Here is a 22,263-nt window from a genome sequence, read left to right on the forward strand (position 1 = left end):
TATTTACATTAATCCGTCTAATTGTCAATGCTAATTTTTAAAATTATTAATGTTAGACATCAGAAATGCATTTAATCCCCCTTAATTATTCATTTTTTGAAAATATGTATCGATTTAGGTATACTTTTTAAATAGCAATAATTACGATTTGATTATTGATTTATTTCCCTACCTCAATAACACTGTAAAATCGTAACGTTGGTATCTCATTCAAAGTTAGGAGTTTATTATGGAAATCATTATTGTTGGAGGTTTCTTAGGCAGCGGTAAGACAACGACATTGAACCACCTAATTAAAGACGCATTGAATCATGATATAAAAACTGCATTAATTATTAATGAATTTAGAAAAATGAGTGTCGATAGTCAACTCATTCATCCAACTATTCCTATCAGTGAGATTGTAGAAGGCTGCATTTGCTGTGCTATGAAATCAAACGTTTCACAACAATTGCATGAAATATATTTAGAACATCAACCAGATCTTGTGTTTATAGAATGTAGTGGTATCGCTGAACCATTGGCCGTTGTTGACGCCTGTCTAACCCCTGTACTAGCTCCAATTACCACTATTAGAAGTATGCTCGGCATCATTGATGCAAAGTTGTACGAGAAGATAGAAACATACCCTAGAGATATTCAAGCGTTATTCTATGAACAATTAAGTCATTGCTCTACGCTATTTGTAAATAAAATTGATATTGCTGATTTTAATCAAGTCGCTTGCTTATTAAGACATCTAGAGGTCATTAATGAAGACGCAAACATACAAGTAGGACAATGGGGAGAATTATCTTTAAATACATTGTTAAACGTGAAACATTTAGATGTTAAACAAAGAGGTACACTCCATCACGCCATCAATCATCAGTTGATAGATACGCCTCGCTCACAAACAAAAGTAGATTTCATTGAAAGGTTAACCCGACTCCCACAACAAGTATATCGTGTGAAAGGATTTGTTCGTTTTACAGATAGTAAATTGATACATTTAGTTCAATACGCTGAAGGAGAAATCGAATTAACACCCGTTCAATTTAAATCAGACGTTCCTTTGTATTTGGTAGCTATTGGAAAACACTTAGATGATATCGAGTTAGTATTATAACACTAAAAAAATCCAACACGAGATCGTGTTGGATTGTCATATAAGCTTTTACTAAACAAAAGTAAAGTAAGCGCTAGTGAATGATAATGCCTTTATCCGTTGTTTCAATGGTTGCGTCTTTCGGAGCTTTAATCATTTTCCAAACCCAATAGAAATCACCAGCGCAACATCCTGCATGAAATGTGGCAAAGAAGAAAAAGAGCCCCCGTGGAAACCACCCTAAAAATAACGTCACTATAAATAGCATTGTGATAATGACAAATGGTGCAATACTACTAATTAAAAATGTGAGCGGTGTAAACGTCCCGCCTGGTATCGCACAATAAATCATACCGTTAGCTGCCCCAAAGTAGACTTTATTCTTAGGTGAAAATAGTTTGAAAAATACCCCGTGAATACACTCATGAACAACAAACATAAGTACAATAAGAATAATCACGAATAATGCGTTAACTAACAAAGAATCAAAAAATTTAGGTGTATCCGAAAACTTCATAATAATATAAAAAATGATACCGAAAACGACAAAGCTAATATATGAATATATAGCTAGTTTATTCGCTAATTTTTTATCTTCTAACAAGTTAATTTCTTCCAAACATAACGCCCCTTTTGAAAGTTTTGTTACTACAATCGTAATATGATTTCGTGAAGTTCACAATGCATCGTTGTTTCATTTTTGATTTATTTTACTTTTAACTTTAAAGAAGCACTCTTATTATTCGCTTTATCTTTGGCATACATAACGAGTGTTGTTCCTTTTTTCTGTGGTCTTATATTAATCGTAGGTTCTGTTGCAAAGTTAAAATTATATGCACATCTATACAAAACTATAAAAGCAAATATTGTTTTAACAGTAAAGAGTTTTGTCATCTTCATTCCTCTTGTTTAAATATAACTAAAGCCAGAATGAATAGTGTGTATACAATGTATCAATACAAGATACTGTCTATGAAATTTCATACATGATGACTTTATAACAACTTTACTCAACAATGTTTTTCAAATCACTATCACTCATGACTTATCATAATAAAAATAAAGCATCCTTCACTTTGCGATGAGGGATGCTTTATGAATTTTCACATTAAAAATGAAACTGCAGACTATTCTTTTTTATTCAATTCTTTATCAAGTTTTACAAGTGTTGGTTTAGGAATATGAATGCCTTCTTCACTAAAGTATTGTATGACCTCTTTACGAAGCAAACGTTGTCCTGGAAAATGCATTCCGGGCTTAACATGTGCTAAAAGTTTAATCACCATTTCATTGCCATCAACACTATCTAAACCAAGTAATTCTGGTGCGGATACAAATATGTCATATTTATTCTTTAATGTAGGTAAAAATCTTAATAATTTCTCTTCTATTACTTTATAATTCTCATTTGGAGAAATCGGTATCATCACAATAGGTGAAACATCTGTAGCAGAATAATTGACTATTTCACTAATCATACCATTAGGTAATGTATAAATTTCTCCAGTATCTGATTGTATACGTGTTGATCTTAAACCAATCGTTTTAACTGTACCTTCAGCAATTGTTACCCCAGATGCATTAATTTGAACATAATCACTCACATCAAACTGTCCTTCAAATATAATAAAGAAACCAGTAATAATGTCTTTTACAATTGTTTGTGCTCCGAAACCAACGGCAACACCAACAACTCCAGCTCCTGCTAAAATTGCTGATACACTAATACCGAAACGTGAAAGTATTGACGTAAGGACAATAAACCATACGACATAACTTATTAAATTTTGAATCAATGTGGATAGTGTTTCACTTCTCTTAATTTTATGACGGTTCTTTTTCTTTTCATTAACGTTGAAAAATTTAGTAACTAACTTTCTTGATATCGCAATTACAATTATACCCATCAAGATATAAGCAAGTATAATTAAAAGATTAACCAAAAGAGTTTGATAGAACTCTATTTTCATCATTGGCTCAAATAGTTTATATAATGTGTCCTTAAACTGACTCATAATAACAACATGACCTCCTATTGTTAAAACAATCAATATTTTCAATGTACAAATCTTTATAGATAATGAGCAGTAAGTCATTTCTAAATATAACACTTATAAATAAACAAAGCACCCTTCATTTTGTGATGAAGGATGCTTTATGAATTTCCATATAAAAAATTATCTTAGGACTACTGATTATTTTCAGTCACTTCCAGGTGTAATCATAAAACCATCCATCGAATAACCTTTGCCATTTTTTCAAACTTTTATTATTCGCATTTTCTATTTCATAACTGATTTTGGATATTGAGCTGGTTTCTTTAGAATTACCTTTTATATTATCAGGTGTTATTTGATAATCTGTTTGACTCATGATTCATCATCCTCGCTAGGAGTGAATTGTACTGCATCTGTAAAAAATATATCCTCTTCTTTATTTTCTGCAAAAGTAAATTCTAAATTTTTAGAACCTACGGATGATTCTTTTAAGTCGCCATCCCCTTTTAACAATAACTTAGGGGTTTGATTGGTTGGAATATCATATCTTTTTCTTAATTGTTTCACGTTATAGTCATTATTATTCAGTTGATATTTCGCAGAATAACTAGGAATATTAGGATTGTATGAAATATCCCCGTTTTTATAATCATTAATATCTTTAAAGTTGGCATATTGTACAAAAAATTTGAAGTTTTCTATTTCTTTTTTTAGTTTGTCATTAGGTATCGGCTTCGTTGGAATAATTTGATTGTGTTCCATTTTTACAGGATATCTCTTTTCATCATCTTTTAGTCTACCTTTACTGTCATCTGTTGTTTTCCTCACGTAATAATAACCTTTAGTTGTTCTAGTATTGCGATTAATATATAGAAACATACCTCTAGTTTCCTTGTACTTACCTTTTGGTTCAATTGTCATGATAGATTCAACTATCCATGTCCCTTTATCCTTTTTATCAAACTCTTCATCACGATAACCCTCTTTATCATAAATTGATAAACATTATATAAATCAACTTCTTAAACATCTACATATTACCCAACAATGAACATATAATACATTTAAGATGGAATTCAAATTTTATTTTACTTTCATAAATAAAACCCGCCTCACTTACGATACGCTTCTGCCTATCGGTTAATGATGCGGGTTCTTTTTAATATTGTTTGATCGTAAATCTTAAACATGTAAAATAACTTTTGAATTAAATACCGTATAAATTGATTTAGGGAGCGAGACTACGAATTCATAATGAATTTCGTCCCACTCCTTATACGTGCTCAGTATCCGGTTCTATTCACTAATGATTTGTCCTTTAATGACATAACCTTTTTGGTTAACATAAAATCTTACATCTTTATTTCCAATTTTATACGTATATTCTTTGCCCCATGCTGATGTAGATGTATACTTTGGTTCACCGTAATGATTCAATAATTCTTTTTCGCTCACTGACTTACCGTCTAATGAGAAGAAAACACCATTCGCTTTATGATTAGAAACCCCGTAATATGTTTGATCATATACATCTTTATCATTTTTAGCTGATTCGTTTTGAGTAATCTTGTAACCATTAATCTTGAAGTTATCAGCTTTTAAAGATGTTTTAAAATTCTTATCTAGAATAAAGTTACTTTGATGTGCTGTATAACCACTATAATTATAATAAGGATTCACAGATCCTTGCGCATGTGCTTGAGTGACATTAAATAATTCGGGCGTTACGGAAAAGCCAAAAATTAAACTACTAGCTAAAATAAATTTAGAAACTTTTTTCATAAAAACCCTCCTCATATTTGTCTTACAGTTCGCATTATTACATTTACATTACAATATTTCGATGATATTACATAAATAAATTTAATTTTACCAATTATCGCACTTTTACATTTACTTGTGCCATGTAAGGAGAAATAAAAAAAGTTTTTTATATTTATTAATTACAATACTATCAATAGCCCAGAAATGCATGAGGTCATGTATCCATTCAATGCTAAAGAGAGACAGAGGTGGATTTTCAAATAAATATTAGCTATAGACCTTAATTAATACAATCAGATTAGTGCACAGTTGTTTAAAATTACAACATTTTTTATCATTTATAAAAGGCTTAAAAAGGCTTAACATGTCATTTCACAGCCAATGAAAATGAAGAAATTGTTGATAAGATATTTCAGAATCTTATCAATGATGGTAGGATTTCAACTACTTTAATTACTAATACATCATTTCTTTGTTTATTGCATATTTCTAATATTTTTTTATAAAAAAAGAGCGAAAAACACTCTATTTCCGCTCTTATTAATATTATTAAGTTTTTCTTTACTAGTCTATTCAAATTTTGCATTAATAAATTTAACTGAAACTGCACCTAAAAGCATCATGATTCCTGCAAGCAGTAGCATCGCAGGCATTGAACTTCCCAATAATGGATACAGTCCAAAACTGGCTATAGACGCTACAATTTGTGGTAGACAAATACTTGTATTAAATAACCCTAAATATGCCCCCGAATTTTCTCCATCGATTGCCTCAGTTAATAATGTAAATGGTTGTGTATTCATCGTTAAATTATTAATACCAATCAATACAAATGAAAAAATGAGTAACCATTGATTATGGATAAAGAATATTGAAATAAGACCTATTCCACCGAAAACCAATCCAAAGCTATACCAAAATTTTCTTTGGGATGGTTTAGATCTTGCAATGACAAAACCAAAAATAACTGAACTCAAAAATTGTATACAGTATAATACGCCATACCAATTTCCCGCTGCTTGATATCCGGCTGAAGAAGGGTCTGTCACATTCCAAACATTTTTTGCTATTGCACCTGTTGAATATGTCCAAAGATACATCAATGCAAACCAGTTAAAAAATTGAACTACGCTGATTTGCCAAAATTGTTTAGGGGCATTTTTTAATAACTGTAATAAGTTTAATTTATTATTTCTATTGTTCTCATTGATTCCATGATAATAATTATAAGTTTTAGGCTCATATTCCCTAACAGAGATAACTGTCCATATAGAAGCAATTAATAATACTGCTGCAGAAATATAATAAGCTAATTTTACAGTCATTGGTACTTCACCTTTAGGTGCTACATTACTCATTCCCAACATTGTTAATAAAAATGGTAATAATGTAGCAATAATACCACCTAAATTTGAAAAAATTTGTTGCCAAGACCATGCCATGTCTCTTTGTTTTTCGTTTACCATATCCCCGATAATCATTTTGTATGGTTGCATACATGCATTTGCAGTCAAATCCATAAGTAAAGTCATTACCGCACCAAAGGATAAAGCCATGAGTGAAGCATATCCAAAATCAAATGATCCTGCATTAGGTAATAAGACTAATACGATTGCTCCAATCGGACCAGCTATCAACAGATACGGCATACGACGTCCAAATCTGGTCCAAGTTCTGTCAGAGTAGTATCCAATAAGGGGTTGAACAATCATTCCTACTAAAGGTGGCAAAATAAAAAACCATCCTAAATTATTAGGATTAGCTCCTAACGTTTGGAATATTCTCCCCATCATTGCTGATTGAAGTGCAAAAGCCATATTTACACCAAAGAAACCAAAAGTAATTGAAAAAATAACTGCTTTTTTTAAATAAGGTAGTGTAATATCTTGTTCTAACTTATTTTCCTTATGTGTTCTATTTGTATCATTCATTTCTATCTCTCCCATTTATTACTCGATATAGTTAATAAATTTAACGATTAACTACCTATAGCAAATAACAATTCATCGGAACCGTTTTCAATAAAAATTTTAACACTCCAAAATTTTTAAGCAAGCTTTGATACCTTTTTTGAATAAATTTTATTTTTTACTTGAATTTATCGACATCAACATTTTAAAGCAATCAAAAATGAACATTGAAATAAAAGGAGGATTATCTATGAACCATGAAACCACACAGTCAGACTGGCGAACGGTTGCTAACTTCTTAGTGAAGCATAATTATATATCAATAATAAAAGGCCTAGTATATCACTTCACAGCGATTGAAGATGAAGAAATATTGGATAAAATCTATGATGATTTTATGAATGATGATTCTATAACAACAGTACTTAACAATGATTTACAGACAATTATTAACCATTATCTATCAAAATGAAAACTATATTCTAATAAAACTAAAGCATCCTTCACTTAGCGGTCAGAGATGCTCAATTTTATTTTTTCTTATAATCTCAATACCTATTCAAATTATATATTTTTCTATATATTATATTCAAATTAATATATAACTATACATTTAAAAATGATAATTTAAAATTGTGTTATTCTATATGTATGTATTATTTAAGGAGGAATGTTGGTGAGTAAAGAAAACAAAACCGCAATTAAAATTACTCTTGCTTACTTAAGTTTCATTGTAGGCGCTGGTTTTACTACTGGCCAAGAGTTATTACAATTTTTTGTAAACCATGGAAATTATGCATATATAGCCGCAATTATTACAGGTATCATTGTAACCTTTGGTACACGTCAAACTTCAAAAGTAGGTTACCGTTTAGATGCAAATCAATACGATATTTCATTACATAGCTTATTTGGTAAAGTATTAGGAACCATTATTGATTATTTAATTGTTTTCTTTTTATTTGGATTAACTGTCGTTATGATTGCTGGTGGTGGATCCGCATTACAACAAGGATTTAATGTTCCTACATGGATAGGTTCATTCATAATTGTTTTATTATTATTTTTCATTCTACTTTTAAATTTCAATAAAATCATTAGCGTGTTAGGTATCGTCACACCCTTTTTAGTTATCGCTGTGTTTATTATTGCCGGATTTAATATTATTCAACCTACTGTCCCTTTTAATGAGGTAGCTCAGCATATTCAACCTTCAAAAACAAATACTCCTCATGCCTGGTGGTGGGACGCTATTTTATATGGTGGTATTATTATAGGAAATAGCTTCAGCTTTTTAACTATTATAGGCGGAGATGCAGAAAGTCATAAGATTGCCAGACGAGGTGCAGCTTATGGAGGCATCGTATTTAGTATACTATTACTGATTATGATTGCAGGTTTACTTGCGAATGTTGAAAATGCTAACAGTGTCGATATACCTACATTATTATTGGCTAAAGATATTCATCCTTGGCTTGGTGTTCTTATGTCAGCTGTCATGGTAGGTGTTATTTTTAATAGTTGTGTGGGAATGATTTATCCTTTCTTAATTCGCTTTTCTGATTTTCGTACACCACGTTATTTTATATTATTAATTTCTTCGTTAGTTTTAGCATTTATACTAAGCTTTGTGGGATTCGCCGATTTAATTAATATTGTCTTTCCAATTGTAGGCTACATCGGCTTATTCATTGCAATCGCTTTATTAATACGTTGGGTATATAATAAAACTACTAAGAAAAAGCTTATGTAAGTATAATAATAAAGTTAAAAAAGCATCCCTCACTTTGTGATGAGCTTCTGCATTCAATTAATGATGAATCTATTAGTACTATAACTTTGAAAATAATATCTATATCAAAATTATAACTTCATTATCACTTTGACATTCACAACGCTATCATATACGCATAACTTAATTAAATGAAAAGGGTGAACTGATTACATGATTAAATAATTCCATTTTGAATCTAAGACAATGAAGTTTTTTACTACACATGCGTACTTTATTTGTAATGCTTTTTAAGGTAGTAACGCACAAGTATCAAACATCGCTCAACAAGCATTAAGTAAAATCACTGATCAACTCAATAAACAAATTAGTAAGCAAAATGTTGAGTTATTAGCTAAAAACAAAATAGATTTACCAAGTAATCAATTTGATAACTTTGTTAATCCTGTGAAAGTTGAAACAACAACTTTAAATAAAGTTAAAGACCACCAAGGTAATGGTAATGCAGCTTCTGCAATGTTTACACCTGTATGGTTCTCAGCAATGATTACAGCAGTACTATCATTCTTAACATTTAAGAATAGAGATAAATTAGCATCACATAAAGATAAACTATGGTTTATCAGTAAAATCATTCTATCTGTTACAATAACTGCTTTTGCTGGTGCATTTGCGTATGTTTATTACACAGGTGGCGTGTTGAATTTTGACTTTAACCAACCATTTGATACAGCTATATTCATAGCAATTGCGATTTTAGGATTTGCATCGCTCATATTAGGTGCAATGGTTTGGATAGGATTTGGCGCAATTCCAATATTTATTTTATATCTATTCTTTACTATACAAGCAGTTATGCTGCCTAAAGTAATGGTATCAGAATTCTATCAAGATTATATTATCCCTTGGAGCCCATTCTATCATTATCTCAACACTTTAAAGGATCTGCTTTATAATGATTCAAGCTTAGCTATGGACAGAACAATATGGATGTTCATTGCATTTATCATATTTGGTTTAGCATCGCTAATTTCAGCCTCTTATGTAAAAAAGAAAACTAGTTAACAAGGTATTTTGTCTAATATAGTTTTCATCAAAAAAAGCCTTCAAATTATTAAATGAAGGCTTTTTTCTAGTTCTTACTTTTCCCTATCACTTATGATAACTTTCAAAAAATATAACAGCAATTCTCATAAATCTCATACGTTCCGATACGTTCAAAATCCCTTTATGAAGCGGCTGAAAAAACCGCATCACTTATGATACGCTTCTGCGTATCGTTTTACGATGCTTTTTTTACGGTACTTTTTTAATACTAGTCTAATCTTATGACGGCCGGTTCAATATTGAAATGTAGCATAGCCCTGCCCTTTATATTTAATTTCGTATGGCATTTTAGTAGAGAGATATTGAAATTTAGATTTTTCTTTATCAAAGTATTTCACTTTAATTGTTAAATCATTACTGTAAGAAAATGGCTCTCCATTTTTCATTCTATATGAAGCATGTATAAATTCTCTCAAAATGAACGAAGGTAGTTTTACTTTTAAAACTTCATCAGGTTTAATGTAATTGAACTTTAATTTGGAACCCAAATACCCTTGAAAATCCTTAATTATTGGTTACATAGGAAATCCCAACGTTAGAAAAGCAGGAGTGCAATCTGAGTGAACTATAACCCGAATAATGGACAGTTAATAAAAAACATCCATTATTCGGGTTTTTCTGTGCCCACTCAATGATCTTCTTTATAATGAAACAAAGTATTGGAACGGAGGCAGCTTATGGCACAGCATTTTTCAGCATTTGAAATGAAGCAGTTAGAAAAGAATCCAAATATTCTCAGAGTCTCAGAGCGCTCGATCACTTATCATCCGGAATTCAAGAAGGTGGCTGTCCAAACCTATCTTTCAGGGGGCACACCGGTGCGGATATTCATTGACCATGGATTTGACCTGGCGATTATCGGAAAAGAACAGCCGGACCGGTCCCTCAGCCGGTGGCGAAAAACATATGAAAAGCATGGTGAGGTCGGACTGAAAAATGATTCCCGGGGCAGAGGGGCCACAGGACGGCCATCCGACACGGCGCGCTCAGCAGCAGAAAAAATTAAAGCGGGCTGAAGCACGGATCAAATATTTAGAGGCAGAAAATGAATTTCTAAAAAGCTCGAAACACGCGAAAGGCAGGCGAAGCATCAGAGACGAGACTAAAACCGTCTGAAGTATATGAACTGATCGAACAATTCCATCGCAAGCATCCACTTAAAAATATGGTATCCCACCTATGTAAGCTCTCTGGTGTCAGCCGAAGTGGTTATTACGCGTATTTAAAAGGAGAGGCAGGCAAATGAGAATGAAAAATGACGACAAAGACGCGGCATTGATTGAAAAGATTTTTGATGCAGAAAAGGGAAAAGTCGGTGCACTACAAATCAAACTGTTTTTGGAGAACGATTACGGCATCATCATGAACCACAAAAAGATACGGCGATTGATGAAAAAATATCATTTAACCGCAACAATCAGACAAGCCAAACCGTACAGGCATATGTTGAAAGCGACGAAGGTGCACAGCACAAGCAAGAATTTGTTGGGCCGGACATTCGATCAAAATGAACCGGGCAAAGTGTATCTGACCGACATCACTTACATTTACTATGGAAACGGCCAAAAAGCATATATCTCCTGCGTCAAAGACAGTATAACGAAAGAAATCATTACCCATGTCGTCTCACGCTCTCTAAAGATGGATATCGTCTATCGCATCCTCAAACAGCTGAATGAAACCGTAGAATTGTTTCATCCGGAAGCAATGATATATTCCGATCAGGGCATCCATTATACCCACCCCGAGTTCCAGAACAGAGTCAAACAACTGGGTCTCCGCCAATCCATGTCCCGTCGGGGAAACTGCTGGGATAATGCCCCTATGGAATCCTTCTTTGGTCATTTTAAGGATATGGTGGACCATAAAGCGTGCCAGTTCTTTAAAGAACTGAAGCATACAGTTGGTAATTATATCAATAAGTATAATAATGAAAGATATCAGTGGTGATTAAAAAAGATGACCCCGGTACAATACCGAGGTCATCTACTCGCAGCATGACGCTTTTTTTAATTGTCTAAATTATGGGTTACAGTTCAATGTTTGGTCTATTATTTTATTTTTAATAGTAATTATCGGCGTCACATTATATGTATATTTCAGATCTAGAAGTGTAAATAAAAACAGTGCATCCGGATATTTTATGGGCGGACACAGCCTGGCCGGTTTAGCTGTAGCTTCTACAATAATCATGAAAACTTATCAACCGAACAGCTCGTCGGACAAAATGGCCAGAGCTTTGTTGCAGGTATGGAAGTTATGGAATGAGAAGTAACAGCAACAGTAGCAGTAGTGCTTTTGTGCTGGGTGTTTTTGCCTAAGTATTTAAAATACGGAATCATCACGATTTCAGAATTTATTGAAATGCGTTACGATGTTTTTACTAAAAGACTCGTATCACTTTTATTTATATTCACGTATATAGTATCGTTCCTGCCGGTTGTTTTATATTCGGAATCACTGGTGTTTAATCAGTTATTCAAGGTCAGCGAATCTCTGAATGTGAGCGATAATACTGCAGTTATTATTATCGCAGCGGTAATCGGCGCTGTCGGTATACTGTATTTATTTATCGGCGGACTGTCACTCAGTGCCTACAGTGATACGCTGTACGGCATCAGCCTAATATTCGGCGGCTTGCTTGTCACAGTGCTTGCGTTTAAATATTTAGGAGATGAAAGCTATCTGCATGGCTTCGACCACATTGTTAAAGAAACTCCTAAGAAATTAAACGGCTGGGGTGCAGTAGATTCAACGATTGTACCGTGGCCGACCCTGATGTTCGGGATGTTCTTTAATAACTTGTTTTTCTGGTGTACAAACCAGATGATTGTGCAAAAAGCACTGGCTGCGAAAATCTTAAAAGAAGCGCAGAAAGGCGCAATATACTTAAGCATATTTAAAATATTCAGTGCACTTTTCTTATTACTTCCGGGTATTATTGTATTTAACATATTCCATGGAGATGTATGGAGTACAGCTGATAATGCATATCCGATGCTGATTAATACACTCTTACCTGAATGGGCCTTAGGTATCTTCGGTGCGATTATTTTCAGAGTCATATTGAGTTCATTTGTCGGGGCACTCAACAGTACGGTGACCTTGTTCTCACTCGACTTTTACAAATCATTTATAAATAAAAAAGTCTCAGGCAGAAGATTAGCAGTAGTGGGAAGAATCACAACTATAATTGTAGGTGTAATAGTAGTGATACTTGCACCGGTTATTTCGCTTTTCTCGTCAGGACTGTATGCGGTGGTGCAACAGTTTAACGGTATATACAGTCTGCCTGTTCTGATCCTTGTTGTAGTCGGATTCTTTGCGAAGAAGACATCGAAACTTGGTGCGAAAGTGACCTTTATTACACATATAGTTTTGTATACATCGACAAACCTACTGTTAAGGGATGTACATTATTTATATATACTGAGCGTACTCTTCTTTATAGACCTTGCTGAATTGCTGATATTTAACAAACTGTATCCATCGAATGAATTTGATTTAAGCAAAGACTTCTCAAAAGTGGATATGACACCTTGGAAATACAGATATGTCGCAGGAATTGCAGTCCTTGCAGTTGTTGTCGTCAGTTATATAATATTCTCACCGCTCGGAGTAGCGACGTAGAAATGAAAGAACGGATGAAAATCCGTTCTTTTTTATTTTAGTGTAATTGTCAATTTTACGTAGAGTTTAAACTGTAATTGAAAATATCTGTAAATCCACATATAATAAGTGGTATGATATTAGTATGCATTTCAAGTTTAACAACGGAGGTTACAAATGAAAAACACTAGAAAGAAACCTTTAATAGGCATGCTTAGACATTTTGAAAATCCAAATACAATGGCTAAAGCAGCAGCTTTGTCTGCCGAAATGTTAGATTGTGATTTCTTCTTTTTTAATCCAAAAGATGTAGACATAAATCATAAAAATATAAATGGATTGTTTTTAAAGAATGGAGAATGGATCAGAATGGTAACTGAATTTCCGGATGTCATTGATAATTCGCCTTCAAAGAAAATATCGAAAAATATTTATCAAGAACTTGAAAAAACGATTCCGTTTACTATGCACAGAATAGGAAACAAAGATTTCGTGAACAAAAGGCTGATTAATGAAAGATATGCAGAGTTAGTAATCCCTTATAGAGATTTGAAAAATATCAATGATGTTAAGGAAATGCTGAGTGTACACTCGAGAATAATTATAAAACCTTCCGGCGGAAACCGCGGTAAAGGAATTATTTATATAGAAAAGAAAGATGATAAATATACAATAAGGGCCGCCGAAAATATAAATACATATAATGAAACAGAAGTTGAAAAATACATATATAAACTTACAAATAAAAATTATATTGTTCAGAAGTATATTTCTTCAGTGACTAAATCAAGTCTTCCTTTTGATATACGGATTCATGTAAGACGGGGAGAAGGGGGTAATTGGCAAAGTGTAAAAATTTATCCTCGAATTGGAAGCGGCAGAAGTGTTGAAAGTAATCTCAGTCAGGGAGGATCAATTGCAAAAATTGTCCCATTCCTTAAATACAACTTTGCTGAAAAATGGAAAGTGATACTCGACGAATTAAGAAAACTTGCTAAAGAATTTCCAGTATATTTTCAAAAGGGATATGATTATGAGTTAGATGCTTTAGGTTTAGATATTGGTATTGATGAAAATGGGAAGCTTTGGCTATTTGAAGTCAACTCATTTCCAGGATGTACAATGTTTGAGCTTGACGCTCAGGAAGTTGCCATGAAGTATGCGAAATATTTAGCATTGCAAGAAGAAAATAAGTTAACGGTAAATCAGATTGTAAAAAATGAAAATAAGAAACCGGTTATTGCTATGTTGTCACCGTCTAAAGGTATCAGCAAATTAAAAATGGCATGTGTCGCTGCAGCAAGTATGTATAATTGTGAGTTTTTCTATTTCACACCTGATGACATTGATTATGGAAATAAAATAATTCATGGAAAAACATACATAAATCATAAATGGGAAACTAAAGAATATTCATATATCCAAGATATTGATGTTGTATATGATCGTATTCGACTGGTGGGAAGAAAAAAATATAAGAAAATCTATGATACTTTGAGTCACATCCCTTTAACTCATAATGCATTTGGAGGTTCTTTAAATAAAATTGAGGTGTATGACAAATTTAAAGAAGAAGGTTCTTTAGCAGAATATATAATTCCTTATATTTATTATCAAAATACCAATGAAACAATTAAATTTATTAAAAAATATAAGAAGATTATCATAAAGCCCCAGATTGGTCTGATGGGTAATGATTTATATTATATTGAATTAAGTGACAAAAACTACAGAATTGTATATAAAAATAAAGAATTAAGTATGAATCAAGAAGAATTTGAACAATGGCTGAATAAAACTGTAGATAAGAATGCTTATGTTGTCCAGAAGTATATTATGAGTCGTACTAAGGATTATCAAGCATTTGATATCAGATCGCATCTAATGCGGAACTACAATAATAAGTGGGAAATCGTTGTGATTTTACCGAGAATTGGGATTGAATTTGAGAAAATGACGCCAATGAAACTGGGAGGTTATACAGGACTGTGGGAAGGTTTCATAAAGCGTAATTATGGCGATGAAAATTACGAAACTATTAATAAAAAAATGCGCTGGTTATCTAGAAGATTCACTGACTTATTTGAAGAATTATTTAAGACGAAAATAAGTGAGATAGGAATAGATTTTGCAATTGATGAGAATGGACATATCTATCTTTTAGAACTCAATTTAAGAAGACCAGGATTTCTCTATTATGAATTTGATGTTGCAAAAAGAGCAATCGGTTATGCAAAATATTTGTCTGAGATTAATAAAAAATAGTATGACAATTAATTTCTACTGAAAGAAAACTGAAATAATGGATTTACACTTAATAAATGAACTTAGCAATAAAGAAATTCATCAATCTTCTCATGGCACTGCCTGTCATTTTTGAGACAATAATAAAACACCCTCTAAACAGCCTTTTGACGGTATTGTACTGGCAACTGGCTGTTTAGTTTCTTTTGAATACGGATATGGTTATAATAGTCAATATACTCTTCGAAAATTTGTATTACACAAGCATTTGTTGTGCGATAGATTTCGTCGAGGTATAACATTTCAGACTTTAGCGAGGAGTGAAACGTTTCGATGAGGAAATTATCAGCGGGCGTGCCTTTACGGGACATACTCATGGTAATTCCTTTCTTTTTGACTGTTTTTTGATAAGCATAAGACGTATAAACAGAACTTTGATCACTATGAAGAATACAGCCCTCTGATAGCTCTGCTATTTGATTTAGGGTATCCAATACGAAGGCTGTATCTTGTGTGGATCCAATAGTGTAGGCCACGATTTCACCATTGCATAGATCCTTTATACTCGAAAGATACATCATAGATTGACCAAAAGGCAAGTACGTAATATCAGTCACTAATCTTTTGAGAGGCTGTATAGCCGTGAAATCACGTGATACGATATTGGGTGCTACATATACAGGTTGTCCTGTTCGCTTGCGTTTTTTCAATTTAACACGGCACTGCCAACCGTTCTTCTGCATGACACGTTGTACCCTTTTCTCACTTACACCAGGGTATAGACTGGCAATCATTCGATAGCCATAATGAAATTTATTCTTTTTACACAAGTCGCCAATCTGTTGGTCTCGTTCTTCTTTTTGTGTGTGCTGATTAGCTGTTTTACGCCAACGATAGTATGTAAATCGGGCTACTCCTAAGTGCAGGCACACTTTACTTACCGTCATTACTTCTTTTAACTCTTCTACTAGCTGATAACTGAACCACTACTTTTGGTACCACGTCCTCTCCAAGTCTCTGTACTTTTTTAAAATATCTACCTGTTGTCGCAAATACCGATTTTCTGCTTGAAGTTCAGCTGTTTCACTTTCATTTTCTGGTACTTTCCATACGTGTATTGCTTTCCAACAGGCTTTTGGAAGCGATGAAGTTCGCCATTACGATACCATTTCATCCATGTTTTGAGTTGCGTTACATTACGGATGCATAGTTCTTCCATTACTTGCTTCACAGGAACACCGGCCAATCTCATTTCAATAGCTTTCATTTTCACTTCTGCTGGATAACTTACTCTCGTCGCCATAGAAAAAACACCTCCAAATTGATTTCATAAGGTTCTATACCCTATTTTCAACGAAAGGTGTTTTTATTTGTCTCATTTTTTTAGGTCAGTTCCTATTGTGCTGCACCCCTAAAGTTGGACACTAAACCCAACTTTAGGGGTGTTTTTGTATGAAAAATAAAAAGCCTAGCTTTGAATTTAAGGTAAAGTAGTTAATGAATATTTAAACAAAGCAGGAGGATATAAATTTTTAGGTAAAAAGCATAATGTGAATAGATCGCTTATTCAAACATGGGTTGGACAATATAAAACATATGTCTAAGAAAGAAAATAGCCAAAAACAAGTATCGAAGAGTAAACTGCTGAATGAAACAAAACGCGAAGAGTTAGAACATCTAAGAGAAGAACTAAGGTCAAAGGCAAGAAATTATATCTATCAACAATTATGGACTGTTATAACTCTGAAATTATCACATATAAGGTCAGTCGTTCACCGAACTTAGATATCACGATTCAACCGTTAAAACAGGCGTTTGAACGACATCGAAATGATTTAAATCAATTAATGGTTCACTCGGATCAAGGATTTCATTATCAGTATAGTAGTTGGGGAAACACCATAACAGAATTTGGTGCGACAACGAGCATGTCACGTAAAGGGAACTGTTTAGATAATTCACCGACGGAGAACTTCTTTGGAATATTATGTTTTATGGAGAAGTCTTCAAGACATATGAAGCATTAGAAATCGCAGTACATGAATATATTAGATACTATAATAAAGATAGAATTGAGCTAAAATTAAAAGGCATGTCTCCTGAAGAATTCGGAAAACATACCTTACAATCTGCTTAATTCTAAAAGTGCAACTTTTGGGTAGCACATCATATAGTCGTCTGTTTTTAAATAAGGACCTTTATTAAACTTTACAACAAAAAAAACTTACTATCGATGATACGCTTCTACGTATCGGTTAATGTTGCGGTTTTTAATTAACGTCTTTTTGTTATAAGTCTTAAAGAATATTAAAAAACAACATTATTTTCCTTAACTGAAACGAAAGAACGACAAATTCCATACTATTACATTGGAATTTGTCGTTCGTTTATTTGTTATAAGCATACAAGAACGATTCATTCTGGAAATTTATATCAAATATTTGCTTATGTAAAAAATGAAGCATTTCAATTAAAATCGAAACAGATAAATGTTGCGGGGATATTACTGTATGCGAAAACGGATGAACAACTTGTACCTGATAATACGTTTCAGATGAGTGGTAATACGATTAGTGTCAAAAACATTGGATTTAAATCAAGATTTTATTCATATTGCTAAACAACTAGATGATATTGTATATAATTATTTTAAGATATAAAATAGTTAGCAGATATTGTAAAATTTCAACAATCCATATACGATATATGCAAATTAAAATGACAGTTTTGACTTATAACAAAGGAGTTAATGACAATGAAACACATGCATTTATCTGTTTTAGCTTATAGTACAGGTCTACATCCTGCCTCTTGGAGACTACCACATTCATATGTTGAAGAAGTTGGAGATATTGATTTTCAAATTAAGTTAGCGAAATTAGCCGAAAAAGGTAAACTAGATGCATTCTTCTTAGGTGATGGTCAATATATTTCTGGAGAAGAAACGGGACATATTTCTTATTATTTTGAACCACTAACGGCGCTTGCTGCCATTTCACGTGAAACACATTCAATTGGTTTGATAGGTACCATTTCTTCTTCTTTTTATGAACCTTATCTTGCAGCACGTATGCTTTCAAGTTTACATCAAATATCTCATGGGCGTATTGGGGCAAATATTGTAACATCTCAATTTGATTTAGAAGCACAAAACTACTCGATGCAAGCTTTACCACATCTTGAAAAACGTTATGAACGAGCAGATGAATTTATTAATGTAATGAAAAAATTATGGGAATCATTTACTGTAGAGGCTATCGTTAATCACAAAAACTCAGGAATTGGTTTAAATCATCAGTATATTCATCCACTTCATTATCAAGGAAAGTATTTTCAAGTTGCCGGAGCTATTAACATTCCAACACCAAAATATGGTCGACCACGTTTATTTCAAGCAGGAACTTCTATTCCAGGTCGTGATTTAGCAGTACGACACGTGGATGCTATTTTTTCAATTGCTTGGAATTTACAAGATGGCCAACAGTTCAGACAAGACATTCATCAACGTGCCATGGAAGAAAATCGTCAACCACCTCTTGTATTACCAGGTCTCACCGTTTATGTTGATGAGAATGAGAAGGACGCTTATAAACTTAAACAGCAATTAGATGATATGATCCCACTTGAAAAACGCAAGAAACAATTATCTAAAGCCATTGGTCTAGATATAAGTGAATGGACACTAGATGAAGTCGTACCATCATTACCACCTTATGATGCATTAGAGAAAAAAGTTGTAAAATCTGTGTATGAAGCCGTACAGCGTGCTATTATGACCGAGCAACTTACCTTACGCGATGTATTAGATCGATTTGGTACTTGGGTAGGACATAAAACGATAGTGGGAACACCGGAACAAGTAGCGGATGAAATGATTGAATGGTTTGAAAAAGAAGCGTGCGATGGTTTTATGTTAATGTCACCAACATATCCAAACGCATTTGAAAAATTTATTTATTTAGTCATTCCAGTTCTTCAAGCGCGTGGCGTGTTTAGAAAAGAATATGAAAGTCATATGTTAAAAGACCATTTAAATATAAATACAGAGAAAGTATAATTAAACTTCCTTTTATTCAATAGATATCATAAAAAAAGACTTCCTCCATTAGGGGGAAGTCTAAAATGTTCTTCATATTATTCCATTTTAACTTTTGCTTTATCAGATTCTTTTTTATATTTTTGATACATAATCCAAAGAATAATTCCCCATACTGGTATAAATAATACGATTCTGTTGCAAAGTTGAAAAATAAATGTCTAATCTCAATTTTAAAATAATACTTTGTGTTAACTTGTTAGCATGATGCTAATTTCATGGCATGGTAAAAATCCGTAGATCTGAAGAGACCTGCGGTTCTTTTTATATAGACCGTAAATACATTCAATACCTTTTAAAGTATTCTTTGCCGTATTGTTACTTTGATATCTTGTCTTTCTTACTTTAATATGACGGTGATCTTGCTCAATGAGGTTATTCAGATATTTCGATGTACAATGACAGTCGAGATTCAGTTTAAATGCTTTAATTACTTTAGCCATTGCTACCTTCGTTGAAGGTGCTTGATCTGTAATCACCTTTTGAGGTTTACCAAATTGTTTAATGAGACGTTTGATAAACGCATATGCTGCATGATTATCTCGTTGCTTAAGCAACCAAATATCTAATGTATGTCCCTCTGCATCAATGGCACGATATAAATAGCTCCATTTTCCTTTTATTTTGATGTATGTCTCATCAATACGCCACTTATAATAAGCTTTTTTATGCTTTTTCTTCCAAATCTGATACAAAATTGGACATATTCTTGAACCCAACGGTAGACCGTTGAATGATGAACGTTTACACCACGTTCCCTTAATATTTCAGATATATCACGATAACTCAATGCATATCTTAGATAGTAGCCAACGGCTACAATGATAACATCTTTACTGAATTGTTTATATCTGAATTAGTTCATACAAAAGACTCCTTTTTATTAAAATTATACTATAAATTCAACTTTGCAACAGAACCATCTACTTTTATGACACGCTATTATATTGTTCTTCAGTCACAGGCTCTAAGAATTCAGATGGGCCGGCTGTAATTGCTATATGTTCAAACCAACTATCTGCAGTAGCTCCATGCCAATGTTTGATGCCTTTGTGAGTCACTACTACAGAACCCGGATATAATTTTTGCGCTTCTTTGCCCTCTTCTTGGTACCAACCTTCGCCACCAGTTACAAGTAGAATTTGATATCCTTCGGTATGGATATGCCAATTATTTCGACACGCAGGTTCAAAAGTAACGTTTCCAACAACTACGTCAACATCCTCATCATTAACTAAAGTATTTAAGTAACTTTGACCAGTAAAAAATTCCGCGAAAGCATCATTTGGTTCACCACTAGAGAATATAACGCCATTTTGAACTTCTTCATGATTTGTCATTTTGAATCTCTCCTATTATCAATTATTTATCGTAAACTTGTTTAGCTATATTGAAGGCAGACCATGCCTTTGTCCAACCTACATAAAAAGCTAGATGTGTAATAATCTCAGATATTTCTTCTTTTGTAATACCATTTGCTTTACCTATATTTAAGTGTGCAGTTAATTGCTCAAAGTTCCCAGCTGTAATTAATGCAGTTATTGTTATCATACTTCTCTTATAAAGTTCTAACTTTTCTTCCCTCGACCAAACTTCGCCAAATAATACATCATTATTTAACTCTGCAAACTTAGGGGCAAAGTCACCTAAATTATCTCTTCCAGCAGTTTGTTTTTTAACCATAATAACTCACCTCAATTATTATTATTTAACATTTTTGAATACTGCAACTTAATAATAATGTTCCTAAACACATACCTCTAATGCTTAAATTAATAAAAGGTATACCCAAAAGGCATACCTCTAGTTGTTAAAAGTTCAGGCTATAGCTTAATCATGAACCTTTACAGATTTTAAAAATTCTATTGTTTCAACTGAATCAAAGTCTATAATTGAACTTTTTCCTTTATCTAATTCAGCTATTTGTTCCATATCTTCTTGAGATAATTCAAAGTCCCAAATATCATAATTTTCCTCGATTCGTTCTTTCGTTACTGATTTTGGAATCGTTACAATACCTAGTTGTATTGTCCATCTTAAGATAACTTGTGCAACAGTCTTTCCATATTTTTGTCCAATAGATTTTAAAGTATCATGATTAAAAATGTCATCAATACCTTCCGCAAACGGCGCCCAAGCTTCTAATTGCACATCATATTGACTTAAAATTGGTTTTATTTCTTTCTCTTGGAAGAAAGGATTATGCTCGATTTGGTTGATTGCTGGTTTAATTCGTGTATAAGTTATGAGATCCACTAATTGTCTTGTATTAAAATTACAAACCCCAATAGCTTTGATTTTCCCTTCTTCGTATAGTTCTTCAATAGCTTTCCAAGCACCATAATAATCATTGTATGCCTGATGAACAAGATATAAATCAATATAATCAACGTCTAGTTTATGCAATGATTCTTCAAATGCTTTTTTTGTTTTCTCGTAACCATAATCCTGAATCCATACTTTAGTAGTAATAAACAGTTCTTCTCTCGGTATTTCACTACGTTTAATAGCACGGCCTACCGCTTCCTCATTCATGTATGCCGCAGCTGTATCAATTGAACGATATCCTGTCATTAATGCATGATAAACACTTTCTTCACATGTTTTTAAATCCTCTACTTGATATACTCCAAAGCCTAACATTGGCATTTTCACACCATTATTTAAAATGACATTCTTCATAATATTTTGCCCCCTTAATTGAATTTAAAGTTTCT

At 32.9% G+C, this 22,263-nt stretch carries 17 protein-coding genes and 6 pseudogenes; 10 read left to right on the plus strand and 13 right to left on the minus strand.

What is annotated here, in order from left to right; all coding sequences use genetic code 11:
- The first annotated feature begins 229 nt into the window (after positions 1-229).
- Positions 230-1,108 (plus strand): CobW family GTP-binding protein, encoded by an 879-nt coding sequence (locus tag BB045_RS03510; protein WP_075140473.1) that lies wholly within the window; start codon positions 230-232, stop codon positions 1,106-1,108.
- A gap of 73 nt (positions 1,109-1,181) precedes the next feature.
- Here the strand turns inward: BB045_RS03510 and BB045_RS03515 are convergent, their stop codons facing one another.
- The 7 genes and pseudogenes from BB045_RS03515 to BB045_RS03545 all read right to left on the minus strand — a co-directional run bounded on the left by BB045_RS03515 (position 1,182) and on the right by BB045_RS03545 (position 6,779).
- A complete protein-coding gene (locus tag BB045_RS03515; RefSeq protein WP_053036229.1) occupies positions 1,182-1,706 on the minus strand; it encodes a DUF3267 domain-containing protein in 525 nt (174 codons plus the stop codon).
- An 86-nt stretch (positions 1,707-1,792) separates the two neighbouring features.
- Positions 1,793-1,981, minus strand: a complete 189-nt coding sequence (locus BB045_RS03520) for a hypothetical protein (protein WP_053036230.1) — start codon at positions 1,979-1,981, stop codon at positions 1,793-1,795.
- Between the two features lie 233 nt (positions 1,982-2,214).
- On the minus strand, positions 2,215-3,102 hold the full coding sequence (locus tag BB045_RS03525; protein WP_053036231.1) for a mechanosensitive ion channel family protein: 888 nt from the start codon (positions 3,100-3,102) through the stop codon (positions 2,215-2,217).
- Between the two features lie 190 nt (positions 3,103-3,292).
- Complete coding sequence (locus BB045_RS12130) at positions 3,293-3,460, minus strand: hypothetical protein (RefSeq protein WP_154392796.1); 168 nt, start codon at positions 3,458-3,460, stop codon at positions 3,293-3,295.
- A pseudogene (locus tag BB045_RS03530) lies at positions 3,457-4,077 on the minus strand (tandem-type lipoprotein); the annotation flags it as partial. The pseudogene BB045_RS03530 and the gene BB045_RS12130, both read right to left, overlap by 4 nt.
- Positions 4,078-4,380: 303 nt before the next feature.
- On the minus strand, positions 4,381-4,866 hold the full coding sequence (isaB, locus tag BB045_RS03535; RefSeq protein ID WP_075140474.1) for an immunodominant staphylococcal antigen IsaB family protein: 486 nt from the start codon (positions 4,864-4,866) through the stop codon (positions 4,381-4,383).
- A 551-nt stretch (positions 4,867-5,417) separates the two neighbouring features.
- Positions 5,418-6,779 (minus strand): SLC45 family MFS transporter, encoded by a 1,362-nt coding sequence (locus BB045_RS03545; RefSeq protein ID WP_075140475.1) that lies wholly within the window; start codon positions 6,777-6,779, stop codon positions 5,418-5,420.
- Between the two features lie 229 nt (positions 6,780-7,008).
- Here BB045_RS03545 and BB045_RS03550 point away from each other — a divergent pair, with 229 nt between their 5' ends.
- From BB045_RS03550 to BB045_RS03560, 3 genes and pseudogenes are all read left to right on the plus strand, one after another.
- Positions 7,009-7,230, plus strand: coding sequence for a hypothetical protein (locus BB045_RS03550; protein ID WP_075140476.1), 222 nt, complete (start codon positions 7,009-7,011; stop codon positions 7,228-7,230).
- Between the two features lie 198 nt (positions 7,231-7,428).
- A complete protein-coding gene (locus BB045_RS03555; protein WP_142236923.1) occupies positions 7,429-8,511 on the plus strand; it encodes a YkvI family membrane protein in 1,083 nt (360 codons plus the stop codon).
- Between the two features lie 288 nt (positions 8,512-8,799).
- Positions 8,800-9,555 (plus strand): annotated as a pseudogene (locus tag BB045_RS03560) (ABC transporter permease); the annotation flags it as partial.
- Positions 9,556-9,830: 275 nt separating this feature from the next.
- Here BB045_RS03560 and BB045_RS03565 read toward each other — a convergent pair.
- The gene (locus BB045_RS03565; protein ID WP_070581204.1) at positions 9,831-10,085 is read right to left on the minus strand and encodes a hypothetical protein; all 255 of its coding nucleotides are present in this window, start codon (positions 10,083-10,085) and stop codon (positions 9,831-9,833) included.
- 189 nt (positions 10,086-10,274) lie between these two features.
- On the opposite strand from BB045_RS03565, the pseudogene BB045_RS11840 reads away from it, so the two are divergent.
- The 3 genes and pseudogenes from BB045_RS11840 (at position 10,275) to BB045_RS03585 (ending at position 15,471) form a co-directional block, all read left to right on the plus strand.
- A pseudogene (locus BB045_RS11840) lies at positions 10,275-11,547 on the plus strand (IS3 family transposase).
- Positions 11,548-11,647: 100 nt separating this feature from the next.
- Positions 11,648-13,227, plus strand: a pseudogene (locus tag BB045_RS03580) (solute:sodium symporter family transporter).
- 156 nt (positions 13,228-13,383) lie between these two features.
- Positions 13,384-15,471, plus strand: a complete 2,088-nt coding sequence (locus BB045_RS03585) for a YheC/YheD family protein (protein ID WP_070581205.1) — start codon at positions 13,384-13,386, stop codon at positions 15,469-15,471.
- 134 nt (positions 15,472-15,605) lie between these two features.
- Here BB045_RS03585 and BB045_RS03590 read toward each other — a convergent pair.
- A pseudogene (locus BB045_RS03590) lies at positions 15,606-16,753 on the minus strand (IS3 family transposase).
- A gap of 403 nt (positions 16,754-17,156) precedes the next feature.
- Between BB045_RS03590 and BB045_RS11935 the strand changes: the two are divergent.
- From BB045_RS11935 to BB045_RS03610, 3 genes and pseudogenes are all read left to right on the plus strand, one after another.
- A pseudogene (locus BB045_RS11935) lies at positions 17,157-17,477 on the plus strand (transposase); the annotation flags it as partial.
- Positions 17,438-17,587, plus strand: a complete 150-nt coding sequence (locus BB045_RS12530; protein ID WP_141751061.1) for an IS3 family transposase — start codon at positions 17,438-17,440, stop codon at positions 17,585-17,587. The pseudogene BB045_RS11935 and the gene BB045_RS12530, both read left to right, overlap by 40 nt.
- A gap of 618 nt (positions 17,588-18,205) precedes the next feature.
- Positions 18,206-19,507, plus strand: a complete 1,302-nt coding sequence (locus BB045_RS03610; protein WP_070581207.1) for an NtaA/DmoA family FMN-dependent monooxygenase — start codon at positions 18,206-18,208, stop codon at positions 19,505-19,507.
- Between the two features lie 230 nt (positions 19,508-19,737).
- Here BB045_RS03610 and BB045_RS03615 read toward each other — a convergent pair.
- The 4 genes from BB045_RS03615 to BB045_RS03630 form a co-directional block, all read right to left on the minus strand.
- Positions 19,738-20,372 (minus strand): IS6 family transposase gene (locus BB045_RS03615; protein WP_256722960.1). Its coding sequence is split into 2 segments (ribosomal slippage): positions 19,738-20,249 and positions 20,249-20,372, totalling 636 coding nucleotides; the frame shifts between segments, so codons are not numbered across the junction.
- A gap of 103 nt (positions 20,373-20,475) precedes the next feature.
- Positions 20,476-20,886 (minus strand): cupin domain-containing protein, encoded by a 411-nt coding sequence (locus BB045_RS03620; protein WP_053036234.1) that lies wholly within the window; start codon positions 20,884-20,886, stop codon positions 20,476-20,478.
- 22 nt (positions 20,887-20,908) lie between these two features.
- Positions 20,909-21,229: a carboxymuconolactone decarboxylase family protein gene (locus tag BB045_RS03625; protein ID WP_070581208.1), complete on the minus strand. Its 321-nt coding sequence runs from the start codon at positions 21,227-21,229 to the stop codon at positions 20,909-20,911.
- Between the two features lie 147 nt (positions 21,230-21,376).
- Complete coding sequence (locus BB045_RS03630) at positions 21,377-22,228, minus strand: aldo/keto reductase (protein ID WP_053036236.1); 852 nt, start codon at positions 22,226-22,228, stop codon at positions 21,377-21,379.
- Positions 22,229-22,263: the final 35 nt, after the last annotated feature.

This window comes from Staphylococcus sp. MB377, assembly GCF_001922505.1.
Taxonomy (GTDB): domain Bacteria; phylum Bacillota; class Bacilli; order Staphylococcales; family Staphylococcaceae; genus Staphylococcus; species Staphylococcus haemolyticus.

Coding starts and splice junctions, on each gene's coding strand:
- BB045_RS03510 (WP_075140473.1), top strand. CDS start 230: ATGGAAATCATTATTGTTGGAGGTTTCTTAGGCAGCGGTAAGACAACG.
- BB045_RS03520 (WP_053036230.1), bottom strand. CDS start 1,981: ATGACAAAACTCTTTACTGTTAAAACAATATTTGCTTTTATAGTTTTG.
- BB045_RS03525 (WP_053036231.1), bottom strand. CDS start 3,102: ATGAGTCAGTTTAAGGACACATTATATAAACTATTTGAGCCAATGATG.
- BB045_RS12130 (WP_154392796.1), bottom strand. CDS start 3,460: ATGAGTCAAACAGATTATCAAATAACACCTGATAATATAAAAGGTAAT.
- isaB (WP_075140474.1), bottom strand. CDS start 4,866: ATGAAAAAAGTTTCTAAATTTATTTTAGCTAGTAGTTTAATTTTTGGC.
- BB045_RS03545 (WP_075140475.1), bottom strand. CDS start 6,779: ATGAATGATACAAATAGAACACATAAGGAAAATAAGTTAGAACAAGAT.
- BB045_RS03550 (WP_075140476.1), top strand. CDS start 7,009: ATGAACCATGAAACCACACAGTCAGACTGGCGAACGGTTGCTAACTTC.
- BB045_RS03555 (WP_142236923.1), top strand. CDS start 7,429: ATGTTGGTGAGTAAAGAAAACAAAACCGCAATTAAAATTACTCTTGCT.
- BB045_RS03585 (WP_070581205.1), top strand. CDS start 13,384: ATGAAAAACACTAGAAAGAAACCTTTAATAGGCATGCTTAGACATTTT.
- BB045_RS12530 (WP_141751061.1), top strand. CDS start 17,438: ATGTTTTATGGAGAAGTCTTCAAGACATATGAAGCATTAGAAATCGCA.
- BB045_RS03610 (WP_070581207.1), top strand. CDS start 18,206: ATGAAACACATGCATTTATCTGTTTTAGCTTATAGTACAGGTCTACAT.
- BB045_RS03620 (WP_053036234.1), bottom strand. CDS start 20,886: ATGACAAATCATGAAGAAGTTCAAAATGGCGTTATATTCTCTAGTGGT.
- BB045_RS03625 (WP_070581208.1), bottom strand. CDS start 21,229: ATGGTTAAAAAACAAACTGCTGGAAGAGATAATTTAGGTGACTTTGCC.
- BB045_RS03630 (WP_053036236.1), bottom strand. CDS start 22,228: ATGAAGAATGTCATTTTAAATAATGGTGTGAAAATGCCAATGTTAGGC.